The following is a 15,134-nucleotide window of genomic DNA, read 5'->3' as shown; positions in this document are numbered from 1 at the left end:
GACTAAGAGGATTTCTAATATATTTGGCATTTTTTTAGGTTAATCGTGAGAAAATTCCCCTAAATAAATGCCATTTTTTTAATTTAATAAATTACACTCTTGGCGGTCATATTGTTATAAGAAAGGTATTTTCAAATGAATACTCAATCATAGCAAAAATGTGGAGAATTTGTTTTCAAAAAAAGTTTTATTTATAATAAATTGCATAAAAGAGTTTCATCATTTACTTTTGTGAAAATTTTTTAAAATAGGTGTTTTAGTCTTAGTAGTTTATTCAGGCGATTCCCTATTGTATTTCTATTTTACTTTGTTAGCAACACTTTAATATAAAATATGGCAAATATTGGTAAAATCACGCAGGTAATTGGTCCCGTTGTCGACGTGAGCTTCGAGGCTGAGGGTTCTAAATTGCCGAAAATTTTAGACGCTTTAGTGGTAAAGAAGGAAAATGGTCAAGAGGTAGTGTTGGAAACTCAGCAACACTTAGGCGAAGACCGAGTGCGTACTATTGCGATGGAAGGAACTGAGGGCTTGTTGAGAGGTATGGAAGTAGTGGACACAGGACAGCCAATCGCTGTGCCTATCGGTGAGGAAATCAGAGGTCGCTTATTCAACGTAGTAGGTGCCCCTATTGACGGGCTTCCTAAACCTGAGGTAAAAGTAAGCTATCCTATCCACAGACCTGCTCCTAAGTTTGAGGAACTTTCTACCAAAGCAGAAGTGCTTTATACGGGTATCAAAGTGATTGACTTGATAGAGCCTTATCTCAAAGGAGGTAAAATAGGTCTGTTTGGTGGTGCAGGGGTAGGAAAAACGGTTTTGATTCAAGAATTGATTAATAATATTGCGAAGGCGTATTCAGGCTTATCTGTATTTGCAGGGGTAGGCGAGCGTACGCGTGAAGGGAATGACCTGATGCGTGAAATGATTGAAGCGGGCATTATCAAGTACGGAGATAGCTTTAAACACTCTATGGAAGAAGGTCGCTGGGCGCTGGACTCTGTCAATATGGAAGAACTTAAAGGCTCAAACTTAACCATGGTGTTCGGTCAGATGAACGAACCTCCCGGAGCAAGGGCAAGAGTAGCCTTGACAGGTTTGACGGTAGCTGAGTATTTTAGAGATGGCGAAGGCGAAGGAAAAGGCAAAGACATTCTTTTCTTTATTGACAATATCTTCCGTTTCACCCAAGCTGGCTCAGAGGTGTCGGCTCTTTTAGGTCGTATGCCATCGGCAGTAGGTTATCAGCCAACTTTGGCAACAGAAATGGGTGCTATGCAAGAACGTATTACTTCTACAAAGAGAGGCTCTATTACCTCAGTACAAGCGATTTATGTGCCTGCTGATGACTTGACTGACCCTGCGCCAGCCACTACTTTTGCTCACTTGGACGCAACTACGGTATTGTCAAGAAAAATTGCTGAGTTGGGTATTTATCCTGCGGTGGACCCATTGGATTCTACTTCACGTATCTTGACTGCGGAGATTGTAGGTGATATGCACTACAATACCGCTCAGAGAGTAAAAGAAACATTACAAAGGTACAAAGAATTGCAGGACATCATTGCTATCTTGGGTATGGACGAGCTTTCTGAAGATGATAAAATGGTGGTACACAGAGCAAGACGTGTTCAGCGTTTCCTCTCGCAACCATTCCACGTAGCAGAACAGTTTACAGGCTTGAAAGGAGAGCTGGTGGACATCAAAGATACTATTAAAGGCTTCAATATGATTATGGACGGCGAACTCGACCACTTACCTGAGGCGGCGTTCAACTTGGTAGGTACTATTGAGCAAGCCATAGCCAAAGGTGAAAAACTCATGGCAGAAGCGAATAAGTAATTTTTTTAAAATGATGAATTATGAATGATGAATTATAACTTTTGTCATTCATAATTTATAATTCATAAATTATAATTAAGAAATATCATGTTCTTAGAAATCATAACTCCCGATGCCAAAGTGTTTGAGGGTGAAGTAGATGCGGTCAAAGTGCCGAGCATTAGTGGTGAGTTTGAGGTACTCAATAACCACGCAGCTATCGTGAGTGCCTTGGGTACAGGTACGGTCAGAGTAGCTGATAAAAGCGGAAAGCACTTTTTTAATATTGACTCAGGCGTAATAGAGGTACTGAAAAACAAGGTAGTGATTTTGGCTGAGTCAGTTTCCCAACAGTAAAATTTACTATTTAAATAAAAAGCTAAACTATTCCATTAGTTTAGCTTTTTACTTTATAAACCTATTTGTTTTAGCTAAGCCTCTACTAACTCTTTCTTTTCCATTCTCTTACGCTCGTTCTCATCTAAGAAAATCTTACGCATACGAATTGCTTTTGGCGTAACCTCTACGTATTCATCTTTTTGGATATATTCTAAGGCTTCTTCCAAAGAAAATTGTTTTTTAGGTGCGATTTTCACGTTGTCGTCAGAGCCAGAAGCACGCATATTGGTTAGCTTTTTGCCTTTTAATACGTTCACTACCAAGTCATTCTGACGGTTATGCTCACCAATCACCTGCCCCATATAGATTTCTTCTCCAGGGTCTATAAAGAAAACACCTCTGTCTTGTAACTTATCTATTGCATAAGCTGTTGCCTCTCCTTGCTCTCCCGAAATCAAAGAACCATTGATGCGTTCAGGAATATTTCCTCTAAAAGGCTCGTATCCTTTCAAGCGGTGCGTCATGATAGCCTCTCCCGCAGAAACAGTTAAGATATTGTTTCTCAATCCAATTAGACCGCGAGAAGGAATACTAAACTCCATGTGAATCAAATCTCCTTTTGGCTCCATCACCAGCATTTCACCTTTACGCTGACTAACCAAATCTATGACCTTGCTTGAACTTTCTTGTGGGCAATCCACCACCAAAGTTTCAATAGGCTCGCAACGCTCTCCGTCTATCTCTTTAAAAACTACTTGAGGCTGACCTACTTGGAGTTCGTACCCTTCTCTACGCATAGTTTCTATCAAAATAGACAAATGCAAAATTCCGCGCCCAAAAACAATAAATTTATCTTCAGTGTCGGTAGGTTGCAGACGCATAGCCAAATTTTTCTCCAATTCTTTCATCAATCTATCTCTGAGGTGGCGAGAGGTTACGTATTTGCCATCTCTACCAAAGAAAGGGGAGTTATTAATAGCAAAAAGCATACTCATCGTAGGCTCGTCAATAGGAATGCGGTTGAGGGGCTCTGGATTTTCTGCATCAGCAATAGTATCTCCAATCTCGAAATCATCAATGCCTACTACCGCACAAATATCACCAGCCCTTACTTCGCTTACTTTGAGCTTGCCAAGTCCGTCAAATATATGTAGTTCTTTGATTTTAGCTTTTTTAAATACATTATCTTTCTTGCAAAGTGTAACTTGCATTCCTTCTTTGAGTGTACCTCTGAATACCCTCCCAATGGCAATTCTGCCTACAAAAGTCGAGAAGTCCAAAGAAGTAATTTGCATTTGAGGGGTACCTTCTATGTAAGGGGCGGGAGGGATCACCTCTACAATCGTATCTAATAAGGCAAAAATATCTTCTGTCTTTTCTTTCCAATCATAGCTCATCCATCCGTGCTTAGAAGAACCGTACAAGGTTTTAAAATCTAACTGTTCTTCAGTAGCGTCTAAGTTGAACATGAGGTCAAAAACAGCCTCATGTACCTCATCAGGGCGACAGTTTTCCTTATCTACTTTATTAATTACTACTACGGGCTTCAAGCCCAAAGCCAAAGCCTTGCTCAGTACAAAGCGAGTTTGGGGCATAGGTCCTTCAAAAGCATCAACTAAAAGCAATACACCGTCAGCCATTTTGAGTACTCGCTCTACTTCCCCGCCGAAATCAGCGTGTCCTGGGGTATCTATAATGTTGATTTTTACATCTTTGTAACGAACAGATACATTTTTAGATACAATGGTAATTCCTCTTTCTCTTTCCAACTCATTGTTGTCCAAAATCAACTCACCTGTTTCCTGATGCGACTTGAATACCTGACAAGCATGGATAATCTTATCCACTAAGGTTGTCTTTCCATGGTCGACGTGGGCAATAATTGCCACATTTCTGATGCTATTCATTGTTTTTCAAATAATTATGAATCCTTCTATTTAAAAGGAATTGAATCGAGGTGCAAAGATAGCACTTTTTACTTAAAAAAGCATTTTTGGAAGTGAATAAATTATGAATTTGAAAAAGCCTTGTTGAGTTCTTTTTTGGCATTTTCATAATCTTTTGGCTCGTTGGCGTTGGTAAGAGCCTTTTTATCAGGGACTTTAATGAGGTGAATCTCTGAGTTTATCAGTACTTTTCTGGGACATGAGTAGCCTTGACTTACAAACTGATAAAGCGTAAGATAACTTTTGGGCTCCCATATCGCTACCAAAGGTTCTGGAAACTGCTCTTGGCTGTCCAGAAACGCTGTAGCAATTTTAGCGGGATTGCGATTTTTTATTAAAAAGTCTATAGTATTTTTGTCTATAAAAGGCAAATCACAAGCTACTACCAGCCATGCCCGCTCTGGCTGGCTCATCATGGCAGACAAAATACCCCCCATAGGTCCCAAATTGAGGAATCTATCTTCTATTTTATTTGTATTTTCTTCTGAAAACTGTTCTGCCCTACCAGAATAATATACTTCCTCACAAAAACCAGAAAGTAAATCATATACGTATTCTCTTTGAGGTTTTCCATGATAGTCCAACATTCCCTTGTCTTTGCCCATACGGGTACTTTTCCCTCCCATCAGTACTAATCCATTCAATTTGGGTAGATTGGCGTGCATAAAATCCTCTACAAAAGCGATGATATGCTCTTTTTGATTATAGTAAAAAGTAGGCAAATCTTGCTTCTCGTTGAGTTCCTCGGCTATGTAAATTTGATGAGAGGTAGAGAAATGGTTAGCATTGACAAGTACTAAATCCTGTTCGTTAAACAAAGTCTTTCGGAAGAACTCATTGGGGAAATTGGGGACATTGTACTGAATAGATTGCCCTTGGAAAGCAAATTGGACGTTGATGATGTCCTGAGAAAAACTGCTCAAGCGAATACTGCGTTGGTCTATGAGGGCTATTTTGTATTTTTTGGCAAGGGCAAGCATGATAGCCTCCATGACTTGTCGTACAGTATCATCATTTTTTGCTTTGATTCCGATTTCATTTTTGCCAAATGCTCCCCAACTTTTTCTTGCTAACTTAGAGGTTTTGTCTTGATTACAGCAGTCGCCCATAGATTATCGAAGTTTATCATTGATTTTAGAAAGTAAATATAGCGAATTTTTTATTTTTGCTCTTTATTGATAATTTTTCTCCAAACAAAAAATAACTCATTGTTTACTAATTCTTTAAAATAAACTAATGAAAACTAACCTACTTGCCAAACATCGCTTGACTGATACTTTTCTCAATAAAAAAAATATTTTGAATATCTATTTTACGGCGGGTTTTCCTTCGCTCCATGATGCGGTACGCATTATCAAAACTTTACAAAAAGCGGGGGCAGACATCATAGAAATAGGTATGCCCTTTTCTGACCCCTTGGCAGACGGAGAAACTATACAAAAAAGCAGTCAGCAAGCCATTGACAATGGTATGACCTTAAAGCTACTTTTTGAGCAGTTGCAAGGGATTAGAAATGAGGTAGATATTCCTTTGTTACTCATGGGCTACCTGAATACGGTGCTTCAATTTGGGGTAGAAAATTTTTGTAAAAAATGCCATGAGGTAGGCATAGACGGCATTATTCTGCCTGATTTACCTATGCAAGAATACATAGAAGAATACAAAGAACTCTTTGAAAATCATGGACTTGTAAATATATTTTTGATTACCCCGCAAACCTCCGAGCAGAGAATCAGGCAGATAGATGAGCAGTCCAAAGGGTTTATTTACGTAGTTTCTACAGCCAGCACGACAGGGACAAAAGAAGGTACAAGCAAAGAGCAAATCCCTTACTTTGAAAAAATAAAAGGTATGCATCTAAAAACTCCCCAACTCATCGGTTTTGGTATCTCTGACAAGCAAAGTTTTGAAGTAGCTACCCGATATGCTCACGGGGCGATTATAGGCAGTGCCTTTATCAAAATGCTTTCACAAAGTACAGATATAGAAAAAGATATAATTGATTTTGTTGCAAAAATAAAATAATACGACTCGTTTTTGACCTTTGGCAGACATTCATCAGATATTAAAACAATATTGGGGGTACGCACAGTTTAGACCTTTGCAGGAAGAGATTATCAAAGCAGTCTTGGCAAAAAAAGAGGTGCTTGCGTTACTTCCCACAGGCGGAGGCAAGTCCGTTTGTTTCCAAGTTCCTGCCTTAGCTATGGAAGGGCTTTGTTTGGTGATTTCTCCTTTGATTGCTCTGATGAAAGACCAAGTAGAGCAGTTACAAAAACGCGGGATTCTCGCCAAAGCTATTTTCTCGGGTATGACCCCTCGCGAAATAGACCTCGCCTTAGATGCTTGCGTTTATGGCAAGGTTAAGTTTTTATATATTTCACCTGAACGGCTCAAAACAGAAATTTTCAAAGTAAGGGCTAAAAAGATGAAAATAAGCCTATTAGCAATTGACGAGGCGCACTGCATTTCCCAATGGGGATATGATTTTCGCCCTCCTTATTTAGAAATTGCTGAGTTTAGAAAAATTTTTCCTGCTGTCCCTTGCATTGCTTTAACCGCTACAGCTACCAAAGAGGTCAAAATAGATATTCAAGAAAAGCTACAATTTGATAAAAAAAATACGCTTGTTTTTCAAAAGAGCTTTGCCAGACCTAACCTTTCTTATTCATGTCTTTATGAAGAAAATAAAGAAAACCGCTTGTTGAAAATTTTGCAAAATGTGAAGGGAAGCGCAGTAGTATATGTGCAGAGTCGTAGGAAAACCAAAAATGTGGCAGACTTTTTAGTGAAAAATAAGATTAGTGCCGATTTTTACCATGCAGGACTAAGCCATGAGGAGAGAAATAGCAAGCAGGAAAATTGGATAAAAAATAAAATTAGGGTCATTGTCGCTACGAATGCCTTTGGCATGGGCATAGACAAACCTGATGTAAGGGTTGTGGTGCATTTGGATTTGCCTACGAGCTTGGAAGCCTACTACCAAGAGGCAGGCAGAGCAGGGAGAGATGAAAAAAAAGCCTATGGAGTTATTCTTTATAATCAAGCAGATATAGAAGATTTGAAGGGAAAAATTAAGCAAACTTTTCCTTCCTTAGAGGTCATCAAAAATGTTTATCAGCGATTGGCAAACTATTATAAAATGGCGGTAGGTAGCGGCGAGATGAGCAGTTTTGACTTTGATTTGGAGGACTTTGTACGAAGTTTTCCTAAAACAGAAAACAAGTCTTTGGATTATCTTTCTATTCACTATGCCCTCAAAGAATTGGAAAATCAGGGATTTATCTTACTCAATGAGGCGGTAAACAAACCTTCTCAAATTGTATTTTTGGTAGATAATACTAAACTGTATGAATTTCAAATTGCCAATGCAAGTTTAGACTTTTTTGTCAAACTACTGTTGAGAATGTATGGGGGTGAGTTGTTCTCTAATTATACCAAGATTTCTGAGAAAATGATTGCAAAAAAAATCAATACAGATGAGCAGACCGTAGCCAATCATCTGTTTTTCTTACAGAAAAGTAATATTATTGACTATAGCCCTCAGAAAGAAAAACCACAGCTAATCTTTCTAAAACCACGCTATAACGCACCAGATTTGCCTTTTGATAGCAAAAGCTATCAAACTCGCCAAGCAAGGGAAGAAGCAAAAATTAGTGCGATGCTTCACTATGTTCAGCATGAAAAACGCTGTCGTACGCAGTTGCTTTTAGAATATTTTGACGAGATAAGTGACCAAACTTGTGGAGTATGTGATACTTGCTTAAAAAACAAAAAAACCAACCAACCTCATGCCACCAATGAGTCTGCTCAGGAATATATCCAACAGGTTTTAGACGCACTTAAATATACCTCTATGAATGTAAATGACTTGGTAGAAGCAGTTTCTCCTCTCGATGTCAAAGTATTTTTAAGTCAAGTACAAAAAATGGTCGCTTCAGGTGAACTCCGATATAACGATAAAGGCGATTTGGAAATATCTAAAAACAAATAAGAGAAACACAAGAAATAGCCCCATATTTCTACTATTTGCCTAAGGAGTTGATTGATGTAGGGTTCTCGGTGTAGTAGTTAGGGCGAACAGCTTGAATAAAAACATTTTGCCAATGATAGTGATAAAAATTGTCCTCAACTACTCCTCGCGTAGCAGAGGCGTGTACAAAAAGTACTTTTTTAGGGTGGATAACTTCTGTAACAATCCCTACATGAGTAATATGAAAACTCTCTTTGCTTGCTCCAAAGAAAACTAAGTCACCTACTTGTAATTCTTCTTTTTCAATAATTTTGCCTTGATTGGCTTGGTCTTCGGGGGTACGCCCTGTCTTGATATTGATAGTTTCTAAACAAGCATAAACCAAACCAGAACAATCAATTCCTTGTGCAGAAATGCCTCCTCTTAGGTATTTTGTACTGATAAAACTGCGTGCTTTTTCTACTACTTTCCGTATATTTGCCTTATAGATAGCATATTCATTGGCTATTCTGTCTATTTCTGCATTGTTGATTTGTATAGGTAGGGCAAGTAAGGGTGCTTTTTCTTTGCTCACTTCGGTCAGAGTACTCTGAGGTTGGGCAGGCAGGTATAGGTGAGCATAATTTTTCTTGCCGCACGACGACAAGACAATAAGCATAAAAGTAGAAAGTAAAAAAATATGCACAATAGTTTTGATGGCGAGCTTCAAAAGCATAAATTTCATATATTTGAATGGCTATCTTTGAGAGCAAAAATATAGATAAGAAGGATTATTTCCTTAAAAGTTGTAAAATAGTTCTAAAAATTTATGTCAAAAAACAAATCTAAAAATAGAGAGGGGGTAGTTTACAGTACCGACCCTGATTTTTCATACGAGGAGGATAAAGAGAACGAAGTAGAAACGTCGCCTCCAGCCCAGCAAAAACTCATCATTTCCTTAGACAAAAAAGGAAGGGCAGGGAAGGTTGTTACCTTGATTACTGGCTTTGTAGGGACAGAGGAAGATATAGAAGGGCTATGCAAGAAACTGAAAAATAAATGTGGTACGGGCGGAAGTACTAAAGACGGAGAAATCCTTATTCAAGGAGATTTTAGAGAAAAAATTATGGCTCTGCTCGCTGCGGAAGGATACAAAGTGAAGAAGTCAGGAGGGTAACAACAAAATATTTATTTATTAGGATTAAACTAATTTTATTCATAAAAAAATTTTAACTTTCATATACTCATGGTATTGCGATTTACCACCTTATTGTTATTGCTTTTCACTTTTCATGGATTGCTCGCACAAGAAGCCAAGAAAAGTGAAGCATTTATCAAAGGAGAGCAATTTTTTAAAGAGAAAAAATATGCTAATGCGCTTACGAAGTTTGAGGAGGCAATAGCAAAAGATAATTTGAATACAGAGGCAATTTATTACGCCGCCATCTGTTATTTACAATTGGACGTTCCAGAGTCCGCCTACGAGTATTTTAAACTCATTGACGTCAATAAGACCGACAAACTCAAAGATTTTGAGTATTGGTATGCTAAATCAGCTTACTATCACAATGATGTAAAAGAGGCTAATGACTTCATCAACAAATATTTAAAAGGTATAGGAATAAAAAAATACCAAAAAGAGGCTACTGAACTTGCCAAAACCTGTCAGCTACTATTAGCTGCCAAAGATAGCCTCACAATGAGCTATGTAATAGAACCTTTTGGCGAACAAATCAATACCAGTGCCATAGAAACAGGCATTGTGGTAAGTAAAGAAATCAGGAAACTTTTTTTTAATCGCCAAAATAAAGACTTTAACCTGAAAAAAGAAGGCGAACAGATGCCTACCCAAGTGCAACTATTTTATTCTGAAATGGAGAAAAACGATACTTGGACAAGTCCTACCCTACAAAAAGTCGTTATGGACAGGTCAAATCAGCAAAATCTCTTTCCTACACAAATCCCTTTGCCCTTAGCGACTGATTTTTCTCTCTGCCAAATCATAGAAGAAAATCGGCGAATATTAGTTTGCCAAAATGATGACCTAAAACTCATGGATTGGACAGGTAACGAGTGGAAAATTGTGAATAATTTGGAAGGTCTGAATACTGCCAAAATTGAGAAAGGTGGATTTATGTATGATTACGGTAATAAAATGATTATCTCGGCAGAATCAAGCAGGGGAGATTTAGACTTGTTTTTGGCAAGCCTTCGCAGAGATGGTACCTGGGGCATAGACAAGTCCATAGATGCGGTAAATACCCCCTACGATGAGGTTACACCTTTCCTGTCCAATGACGGAAAAGTACTGTATTTCAGTTCTAAAGGTCATAACTCTATTGGTGGATACGATATTTTCAAATCGGAATATGACTCTGCACGACAAACTTGGCAAAAACCTATCAATATGGGTATGCCTATCAATTCGGTAGGGAATGATTGGCAGTTTTCTTTGTATGATGAATTAGGCTTTTTTGTTTCTGACCGCGTGGGAGGCATGGGGCGAGACGATTTGTATCGAGTCTATACTTTTGATAAAATTCGCATGAGTGGCAAAGTGTATAATCGTTCTACTAATCAAGTACAGCCTAACTGCTTGCTCAAATTTATCACAGATGGAAAAGTTATTGAGTCGGTTTCAGAAACGAATGGAAGCTACAAAGTAGATTTGCCTTTTCATAAGTCTTTGGAAGTCAAAGTATATCATGGAGAGCGAATCATGTATGAGGAGAATCTGAAACTCAACGTCAATCCACGCCGCCCTCGTTACCTCAATCGCAATTATTACATAGACGAAGCGATAGGAATGACTACCAGCAGTAATAGGTCAGCAACTTATATCTCTGGCAACGTGAAAGACAAAAAAACAAAAAAGCATCTTTCCAGTGTGGTAAAGTTGATAAATGCTCAAAACAATCAAGTCATTAAGACGACTACTACTGATGCCAATGGAAATTTTAACTTTTTTATTAGTGATAAAGAGGAGCAGTATGTTGTGGAAGCCAACGCCAAAGGCTACATCTACCAATGGCAGGAAATAGAAAACCTTAATCCAGAAGACAACAAGAAGATAGAAATGTTGCTTTCTGCTATTGAGCCTAAGGCACGCTTTACTTTGCGAAACATTACTTTTGAAACCAACTCAGATGTCCTCCAACTTTCTTCTTTGACCGAGTTGGACAAAGTATATGAGTTTATGATGGAAAATAGCAAAATAAAGGTCGAGATTTCGGGACACACGGACAACATTGGTGATGAAGGCATGAATAGAAACCTGTCGGAACGTCGCGCTGCTTCTGTAGTACGTTACTTAGTAGGCAAGGGCATAGAGCGTAGTCGAGTGCTTCCCAAAGGATATGGCTCCACGCGTCCTGTGGCTTCAAATGAGTATGAAAAAGGAGGAAGAGAATTAAACAGGCGTATAGAGGTAATGATTATTGAGTAAGATAAATCTCACTTTTTATCAAAATAAGGAAAAATTTTATAAAAAGTATTGAAAACAAATAAAAACAAGTATTTTTACTTGCTTATATCTACAAAATATAAGAGTACGAAATGCCTGTTTCATAATAATGTTCTCTTGTTAATTTTTATAAAAATCTGAAAACTATATAAACATTTGATTATGAGCAAAATATGGCTTATTGCTGAAAGAGAGTTTATGACCAGAGTACGTAAACGCTCCTTTATCATTATGTCTATCTTAGGTCCTATCCTATTTGCCGCTTTGATAGTAGTACCTGTTTGGATAGGCAAGGAAAGCGTTGAATCGATTACGATAGAAGTCGTAGATGAAAGCAAGCTATTTGAGAATAAACTCAAAGAAAGCGAAAATCTCAAATTTATTTATTCCAACCTATCCATAGACGAGGCAAAGAAAAATTTTAACGAACCTGCATCTAAGAACGAAGAGCGCACAATAGACGGTATTTTGTATATTCCTGCTATCAATTTAGAAACTCCCAAAGGAATTATTTATTTTTCTGAGAAAAGCCTCTCAGCCTCTACACAAAATGATATTGAAAAAACTTTGGCTCAGGAAATCGAGAATCAGAAGCTACTGCGCTCTGGCATAGATAAAAATGTTTTAGAGAGTATCAGAACCAAAGTAAATATCTCCACTATCAATCTTAGCCAACAAGGAGAGAAGAAAAGTAGCTCGCTGGCGGCTACCTTAGTGGGTTATATCGCTGCATTTTTGATTTATATGTTTATCTTCCTTTATGGTTCTCAAGTAATGCGTGGAGTGATTGAGGAGAAAACCAATAGGATAGTCGAGGTAATCATTTCTTCTATCAAGCCTTTTGAACTCATGATGGGCAAAATCTTAGGTATTGCAGGGGTAGCTCTTACCCAATTTTTGATTTGGGTAGTACTTTCTATGGTAGTTACTACCGTAGTTTCCAGCGTCTTTAACTTAGATGCTACCTCCAGCCAAGCAATGATAAGCCCAGAAGCCCAGATACCCGAAGAACTCCAAAAAAGCAACCCCGCAGGAGAAATTTGGGGGGAGATATTTAGCTTAAATATTCCTCTTATCGTGATTGCTTTTGGTTTTTACTTTCTCTTTGGTTATCTGATGTATGGGGCATTATTTGGAGCGATAGGCTCAGCAGTGGACAATGAAACGGACTCCCAGCAGTTGATATTTCCCGTTACTATCCCGCTGATTATCTCCATCGTCATGATTTCGGCAGTACTGAACAATCCTAATGGTGCGTTAGCATTTTGGTTTTCTATCATTCCTCTCACCTCACCCGTCATTATGATGGTTCGTTTGCCCTTCATTGGCTTTAGCTGGGAGTTAATTTTATCTATGGGCTTACTTTTTGTCGGGTTTGTAGGGGCTACTTGGGTAGCAGGACGCATTTATAGAGTAGGTATCCTGATGTACGGTAAAAAACCCTCTTTCAAAGAATTAGGCAAATGGCTTTTCTATAAAATTTGAAAAAATAGAGAATTAAACTATTTTAAGGATAAACCTTTGCCAAGTAATAAAACTTGCAAAGGTTTATGTTTTTTATTGCACCTATTAGCTGCTCTCCTTCCTAAGATTTCCACCTTTTAAAAGCCTTCCTTTTTTATTTAACAAAAATCAATATTAAATTAAAAATTTAAGTTATATTTTTTAATGTAATAAAAATCATTGTTTTATCTTTACTAAGTTAAAGCATTACTTTAACTTCAAACCTAAACTACTCATTCTCAAAGGGCAAAAAAAAGAGGTAAAACCACTCATTTTTTAAAAATTTTAATAAAAAGTGGAAAAAAGTGGGAAAAAGTGGTTGATTTTTTGATTTAAATTATTATGTTTGTGTTTAGTAATATAACGGTAGTGTATTCAAGTAATACTTTCAATAAGTCTTGATTAACTGCTATTTTACTGAAAGTTGGAATACTGTAAAAACGCATGATATTCTACCACAAAAACACTCAAATCTCACTAATAAAAATACTTTGTGTCTCTTAGTGGTAGAAAAAAGAAAATAGTAACTCATAACTAAAAATTCATCACTTTTCAAGATGTTTTTCTCAGGAGAATACGAAGCTACCCTCGATGCGAAGGGCAGATTGGTGCTACCCACCAAGCTGAAAGCAGCTTTGCCTCCTGAAACAGGAGATAACATCGTGCTAATGAGGGGGTTTGAACCTTGCTTGGTTTTATACCCCTACTCTGAATGGAAAAAAGTGTTTGACAAGGTAGCAGGACTAAATGAGTTTAATGAAGAATACAGGAACTTCCAACGTAACTTTTTGAGAGGGAATACAGAGTTGGAACTTGACGGAAACGGGCGTTTTATCGTCCCCAAAAGTATGATGAAGTTTGCCAGCATAGAGAAAGACGTGATTTTGGTGGGGCTTGGCAACCGCATAGAGATTTGGAATCCAGAAAGTTATGAGAATTTCTTAATCAAAGACCAGCAGGAGTTTTCTCAAATGGCTCAGAAAGTTTTAGGAAACTGACAGAATAACTAATGACGAATTAATAATTACTAATCGCTTGTTAGTGAAGTATTTGCAAATATAAAAACAGATAAATGTAATTAGTCATTAATCATTAGTAATTAAAAAAATGTACCACATACCTGTTTTATTAAAAGAGAGCATAGAAGGACTGACAATAAAGCCCGATGGCGTGTATGTGGATTTGACTTTTGGTGGTGGTGGGCATAGCAAGGAGATTCTGAGGCACTTAGACAAGGGAAAATTGTTTGCTTTTGACCAAGATGATGACGCAGAGGCAAATGCACGAAATAAAGATAATCCGTTCTTTGACAATCCGAAATTTCAATTTATCAAGGCGAATTTTAGATATTTGAAAAAGTACCTCAAACTCTACAAAATCAGTCAAGTAGATGGGATTTTGGCAGATTTGGGGATTTCTTCGCACCAAATAGACGAAGCAAGCAGAGGGTTTTCTACTCGCTTTGATGGAGCATTGGATATGCGAATGAATCAGCAGCAAGATTTCTCAGCCAAAGACCTGATAGCCAAGTATTCTGAAAAGGACTTACATAGGATTTTGGGAATGTACGGCGAGATAAAAAATGCAAGAACTCTGGCGCAGGCAATTGTGACAGAGCGCATTAAGAAAGAGATAGTATCTACCCAAGATTTGAAAAATATCTTGCAAAGGTACGCACCCAGAGGCGCAGAGTTCAAATACTTCGCCCAAGTGTTCCAAGCCTTGCGAATAGAGGTAAACGAAGAAATGAAAGCCTTAGAGGAGATGCTGGTGCAAAGTGCTGAAATACTGAAAGTTGGGGGGAGATTAGTAGTCATTTCTTATCATTCTTTGGAAGATAGGTTAGTAAAAAATTATATAGGCAAAGGAAAATTTCATGGAGAAGTAGAAAAAGACTTTTATGGCAACGAAATCAAGCCCTTAGAAGCTGTAAACCGCAAGCCCATAGAAGCAAGCGAGGAGGAAATCAAAGCCAATCCGAGAGCGAGAAGTGGGAAACTGAGAATAGCAGAGAAATTATGAATGATTAATTACAAATTAAATACAGAATTAGAAATCTGGAATTAAAAATAATTGAAATACAAATCATTAGAAATTTAAAAAATTCCGT

12 protein-coding genes are annotated in these 15,134 nt (G+C 37.8%); 9 read left to right on the top strand and 3 right to left on the bottom strand.

Annotation, left to right across the window (positions count from 1 at the left end; all coding sequences use genetic code 11):
- Positions 1–333 precede the first annotated feature (333 nt).
- Both atpD and atpC read left to right on the top strand, forming a co-directional pair.
- The gene (atpD, locus tag BM141_RS14620; RefSeq protein WP_091547931.1) at positions 334–1,842 is read left to right on the top strand and encodes a F0F1 ATP synthase subunit beta; all 1,509 of its coding nucleotides are present in this window, start codon (positions 334–336) and stop codon (positions 1,840–1,842) included.
- Positions 1,843–1,929: 87 nt separating this feature from the next.
- On the top strand, positions 1,930–2,178 hold the full coding sequence (gene atpC, locus BM141_RS14615) for an ATP synthase F1 subunit epsilon (protein ID WP_091547929.1): 249 nt from the start codon (positions 1,930–1,932) through the stop codon (positions 2,176–2,178).
- Positions 2,179–2,252: 74 nt separating this feature from the next.
- Here the strand turns inward: atpC and typA are convergent, their stop codons facing one another.
- Together typA and BM141_RS23440 are read right to left on the bottom strand one after the other, a co-directional pair.
- The gene (gene typA, locus BM141_RS14610) at positions 2,253–4,067 is read right to left on the bottom strand and encodes a translational GTPase TypA (RefSeq protein WP_091547927.1); all 1,815 of its coding nucleotides are present in this window, start codon (positions 4,065–4,067) and stop codon (positions 2,253–2,255) included.
- A gap of 101 nt (positions 4,068–4,168) precedes the next feature.
- Positions 4,169–5,215 (bottom strand): NTP transferase domain-containing protein, encoded by a 1,047-nt coding sequence (locus tag BM141_RS23440; RefSeq protein ID WP_221407685.1) that lies wholly within the window; start codon positions 5,213–5,215, stop codon positions 4,169–4,171.
- Between the two features lie 127 nt (positions 5,216–5,342).
- On the opposite strand from BM141_RS23440, the gene trpA reads away from it, so the two are divergent.
- Positions 5,343–6,131, top strand: a complete 789-nt coding sequence (gene trpA, locus BM141_RS14600; RefSeq protein ID WP_091547925.1) for a tryptophan synthase subunit alpha — start codon at positions 5,343–5,345, stop codon at positions 6,129–6,131.
- Positions 6,132–6,150: 19 nt separating this feature from the next.
- Positions 6,151–8,100: a RecQ family ATP-dependent DNA helicase gene (locus BM141_RS14595; protein WP_091547923.1), complete on the top strand. Its 1,950-nt coding sequence runs from the start codon at positions 6,151–6,153 to the stop codon at positions 8,098–8,100.
- A gap of 31 nt (positions 8,101–8,131) precedes the next feature.
- On the opposite strand, the gene BM141_RS14590 is transcribed toward BM141_RS14595, so the two are convergent.
- Positions 8,132–8,794, bottom strand: a complete 663-nt coding sequence (locus BM141_RS14590; RefSeq protein ID WP_177217397.1) for a C40 family peptidase — start codon at positions 8,792–8,794, stop codon at positions 8,132–8,134.
- 93 nt (positions 8,795–8,887) lie between these two features.
- Here BM141_RS14590 and BM141_RS14585 point away from each other — a divergent pair, with 93 nt between their 5' ends.
- The 5 genes from BM141_RS14585 (at position 8,888) to rsmH (ending at position 15,046) form a co-directional block, all read left to right on the top strand.
- Complete coding sequence (locus tag BM141_RS14585) at positions 8,888–9,235, top strand: translation initiation factor (protein WP_091547919.1); 348 nt, start codon at positions 8,888–8,890, stop codon at positions 9,233–9,235.
- 69 nt (positions 9,236–9,304) lie between these two features.
- Positions 9,305–11,503 carry an OmpA family protein gene (locus BM141_RS14580; protein ID WP_091547114.1) on the top strand — a complete coding sequence of 733 codons (2,199 nt, stop codon included), beginning with the start codon at positions 9,305–9,307 and terminating at the stop codon, positions 11,501–11,503.
- Positions 11,504–11,683: 180 nt separating this feature from the next.
- On the top strand, positions 11,684–13,006 hold the full coding sequence (locus BM141_RS14575; protein WP_091547110.1) for an ABC transporter permease: 1,323 nt from the start codon (positions 11,684–11,686) through the stop codon (positions 13,004–13,006).
- Between the two features lie 575 nt (positions 13,007–13,581).
- Positions 13,582–14,022, top strand: coding sequence for a division/cell wall cluster transcriptional repressor MraZ (gene mraZ / locus BM141_RS14570; protein WP_091547107.1), 441 nt, complete (start codon positions 13,582–13,584; stop codon positions 14,020–14,022).
- Between the two features lie 109 nt (positions 14,023–14,131).
- Positions 14,132–15,046, top strand: coding sequence for a 16S rRNA (cytosine(1402)-N(4))-methyltransferase RsmH (rsmH, locus tag BM141_RS14565; RefSeq protein ID WP_091547104.1), 915 nt, complete (start codon positions 14,132–14,134; stop codon positions 15,044–15,046).
- Positions 15,047–15,134: the final 88 nt, after the last annotated feature.

Source organism: Thermoflexibacter ruber (assembly GCF_900113045.1).
GTDB lineage: Bacteria > Bacteroidota > Bacteroidia > Cytophagales > Thermoflexibacteraceae > Thermoflexibacter > Thermoflexibacter ruber.
This window is presented reverse-complemented; position numbering and strand designations above follow the sequence as displayed.

Bases quoted from the DNA above. Each gene is read 5' to 3' on its own strand.
- BM141_RS14590 (WP_177217397.1), bottom strand. From the start codon at position 8,794: ATGCTTTTGAAGCTCGCCATCAAAACTATTGTGCATATTTTTTTACTT.
- BM141_RS14575 (WP_091547110.1), top strand. From the start codon at position 11,684: ATGAGCAAAATATGGCTTATTGCTGAAAGAGAGTTTATGACCAGAGTA.
- BM141_RS23440 (WP_221407685.1), bottom strand. From the start codon at position 5,215: ATGGGCGACTGCTGTAATCAAGACAAAACCTCTAAGTTAGCAAGAAAA.
- atpD (WP_091547931.1), top strand. From the start codon at position 334: ATGGCAAATATTGGTAAAATCACGCAGGTAATTGGTCCCGTTGTCGAC.
- rsmH (WP_091547104.1), top strand. From the start codon at position 14,132: ATGTACCACATACCTGTTTTATTAAAAGAGAGCATAGAAGGACTGACA.
- BM141_RS14580 (WP_091547114.1), top strand. From the start codon at position 9,305: ATGGTATTGCGATTTACCACCTTATTGTTATTGCTTTTCACTTTTCAT.
- atpC (WP_091547929.1), top strand. From the start codon at position 1,930: ATGTTCTTAGAAATCATAACTCCCGATGCCAAAGTGTTTGAGGGTGAA.
- trpA (WP_091547925.1), top strand. From the start codon at position 5,343: ATGAAAACTAACCTACTTGCCAAACATCGCTTGACTGATACTTTTCTC.
- typA (WP_091547927.1), bottom strand. From the start codon at position 4,067: ATGAATAGCATCAGAAATGTGGCAATTATTGCCCACGTCGACCATGGA.
- BM141_RS14585 (WP_091547919.1), top strand. From the start codon at position 8,888: ATGTCAAAAAACAAATCTAAAAATAGAGAGGGGGTAGTTTACAGTACC.
- mraZ (WP_091547107.1), top strand. From the start codon at position 13,582: ATGTTTTTCTCAGGAGAATACGAAGCTACCCTCGATGCGAAGGGCAGA.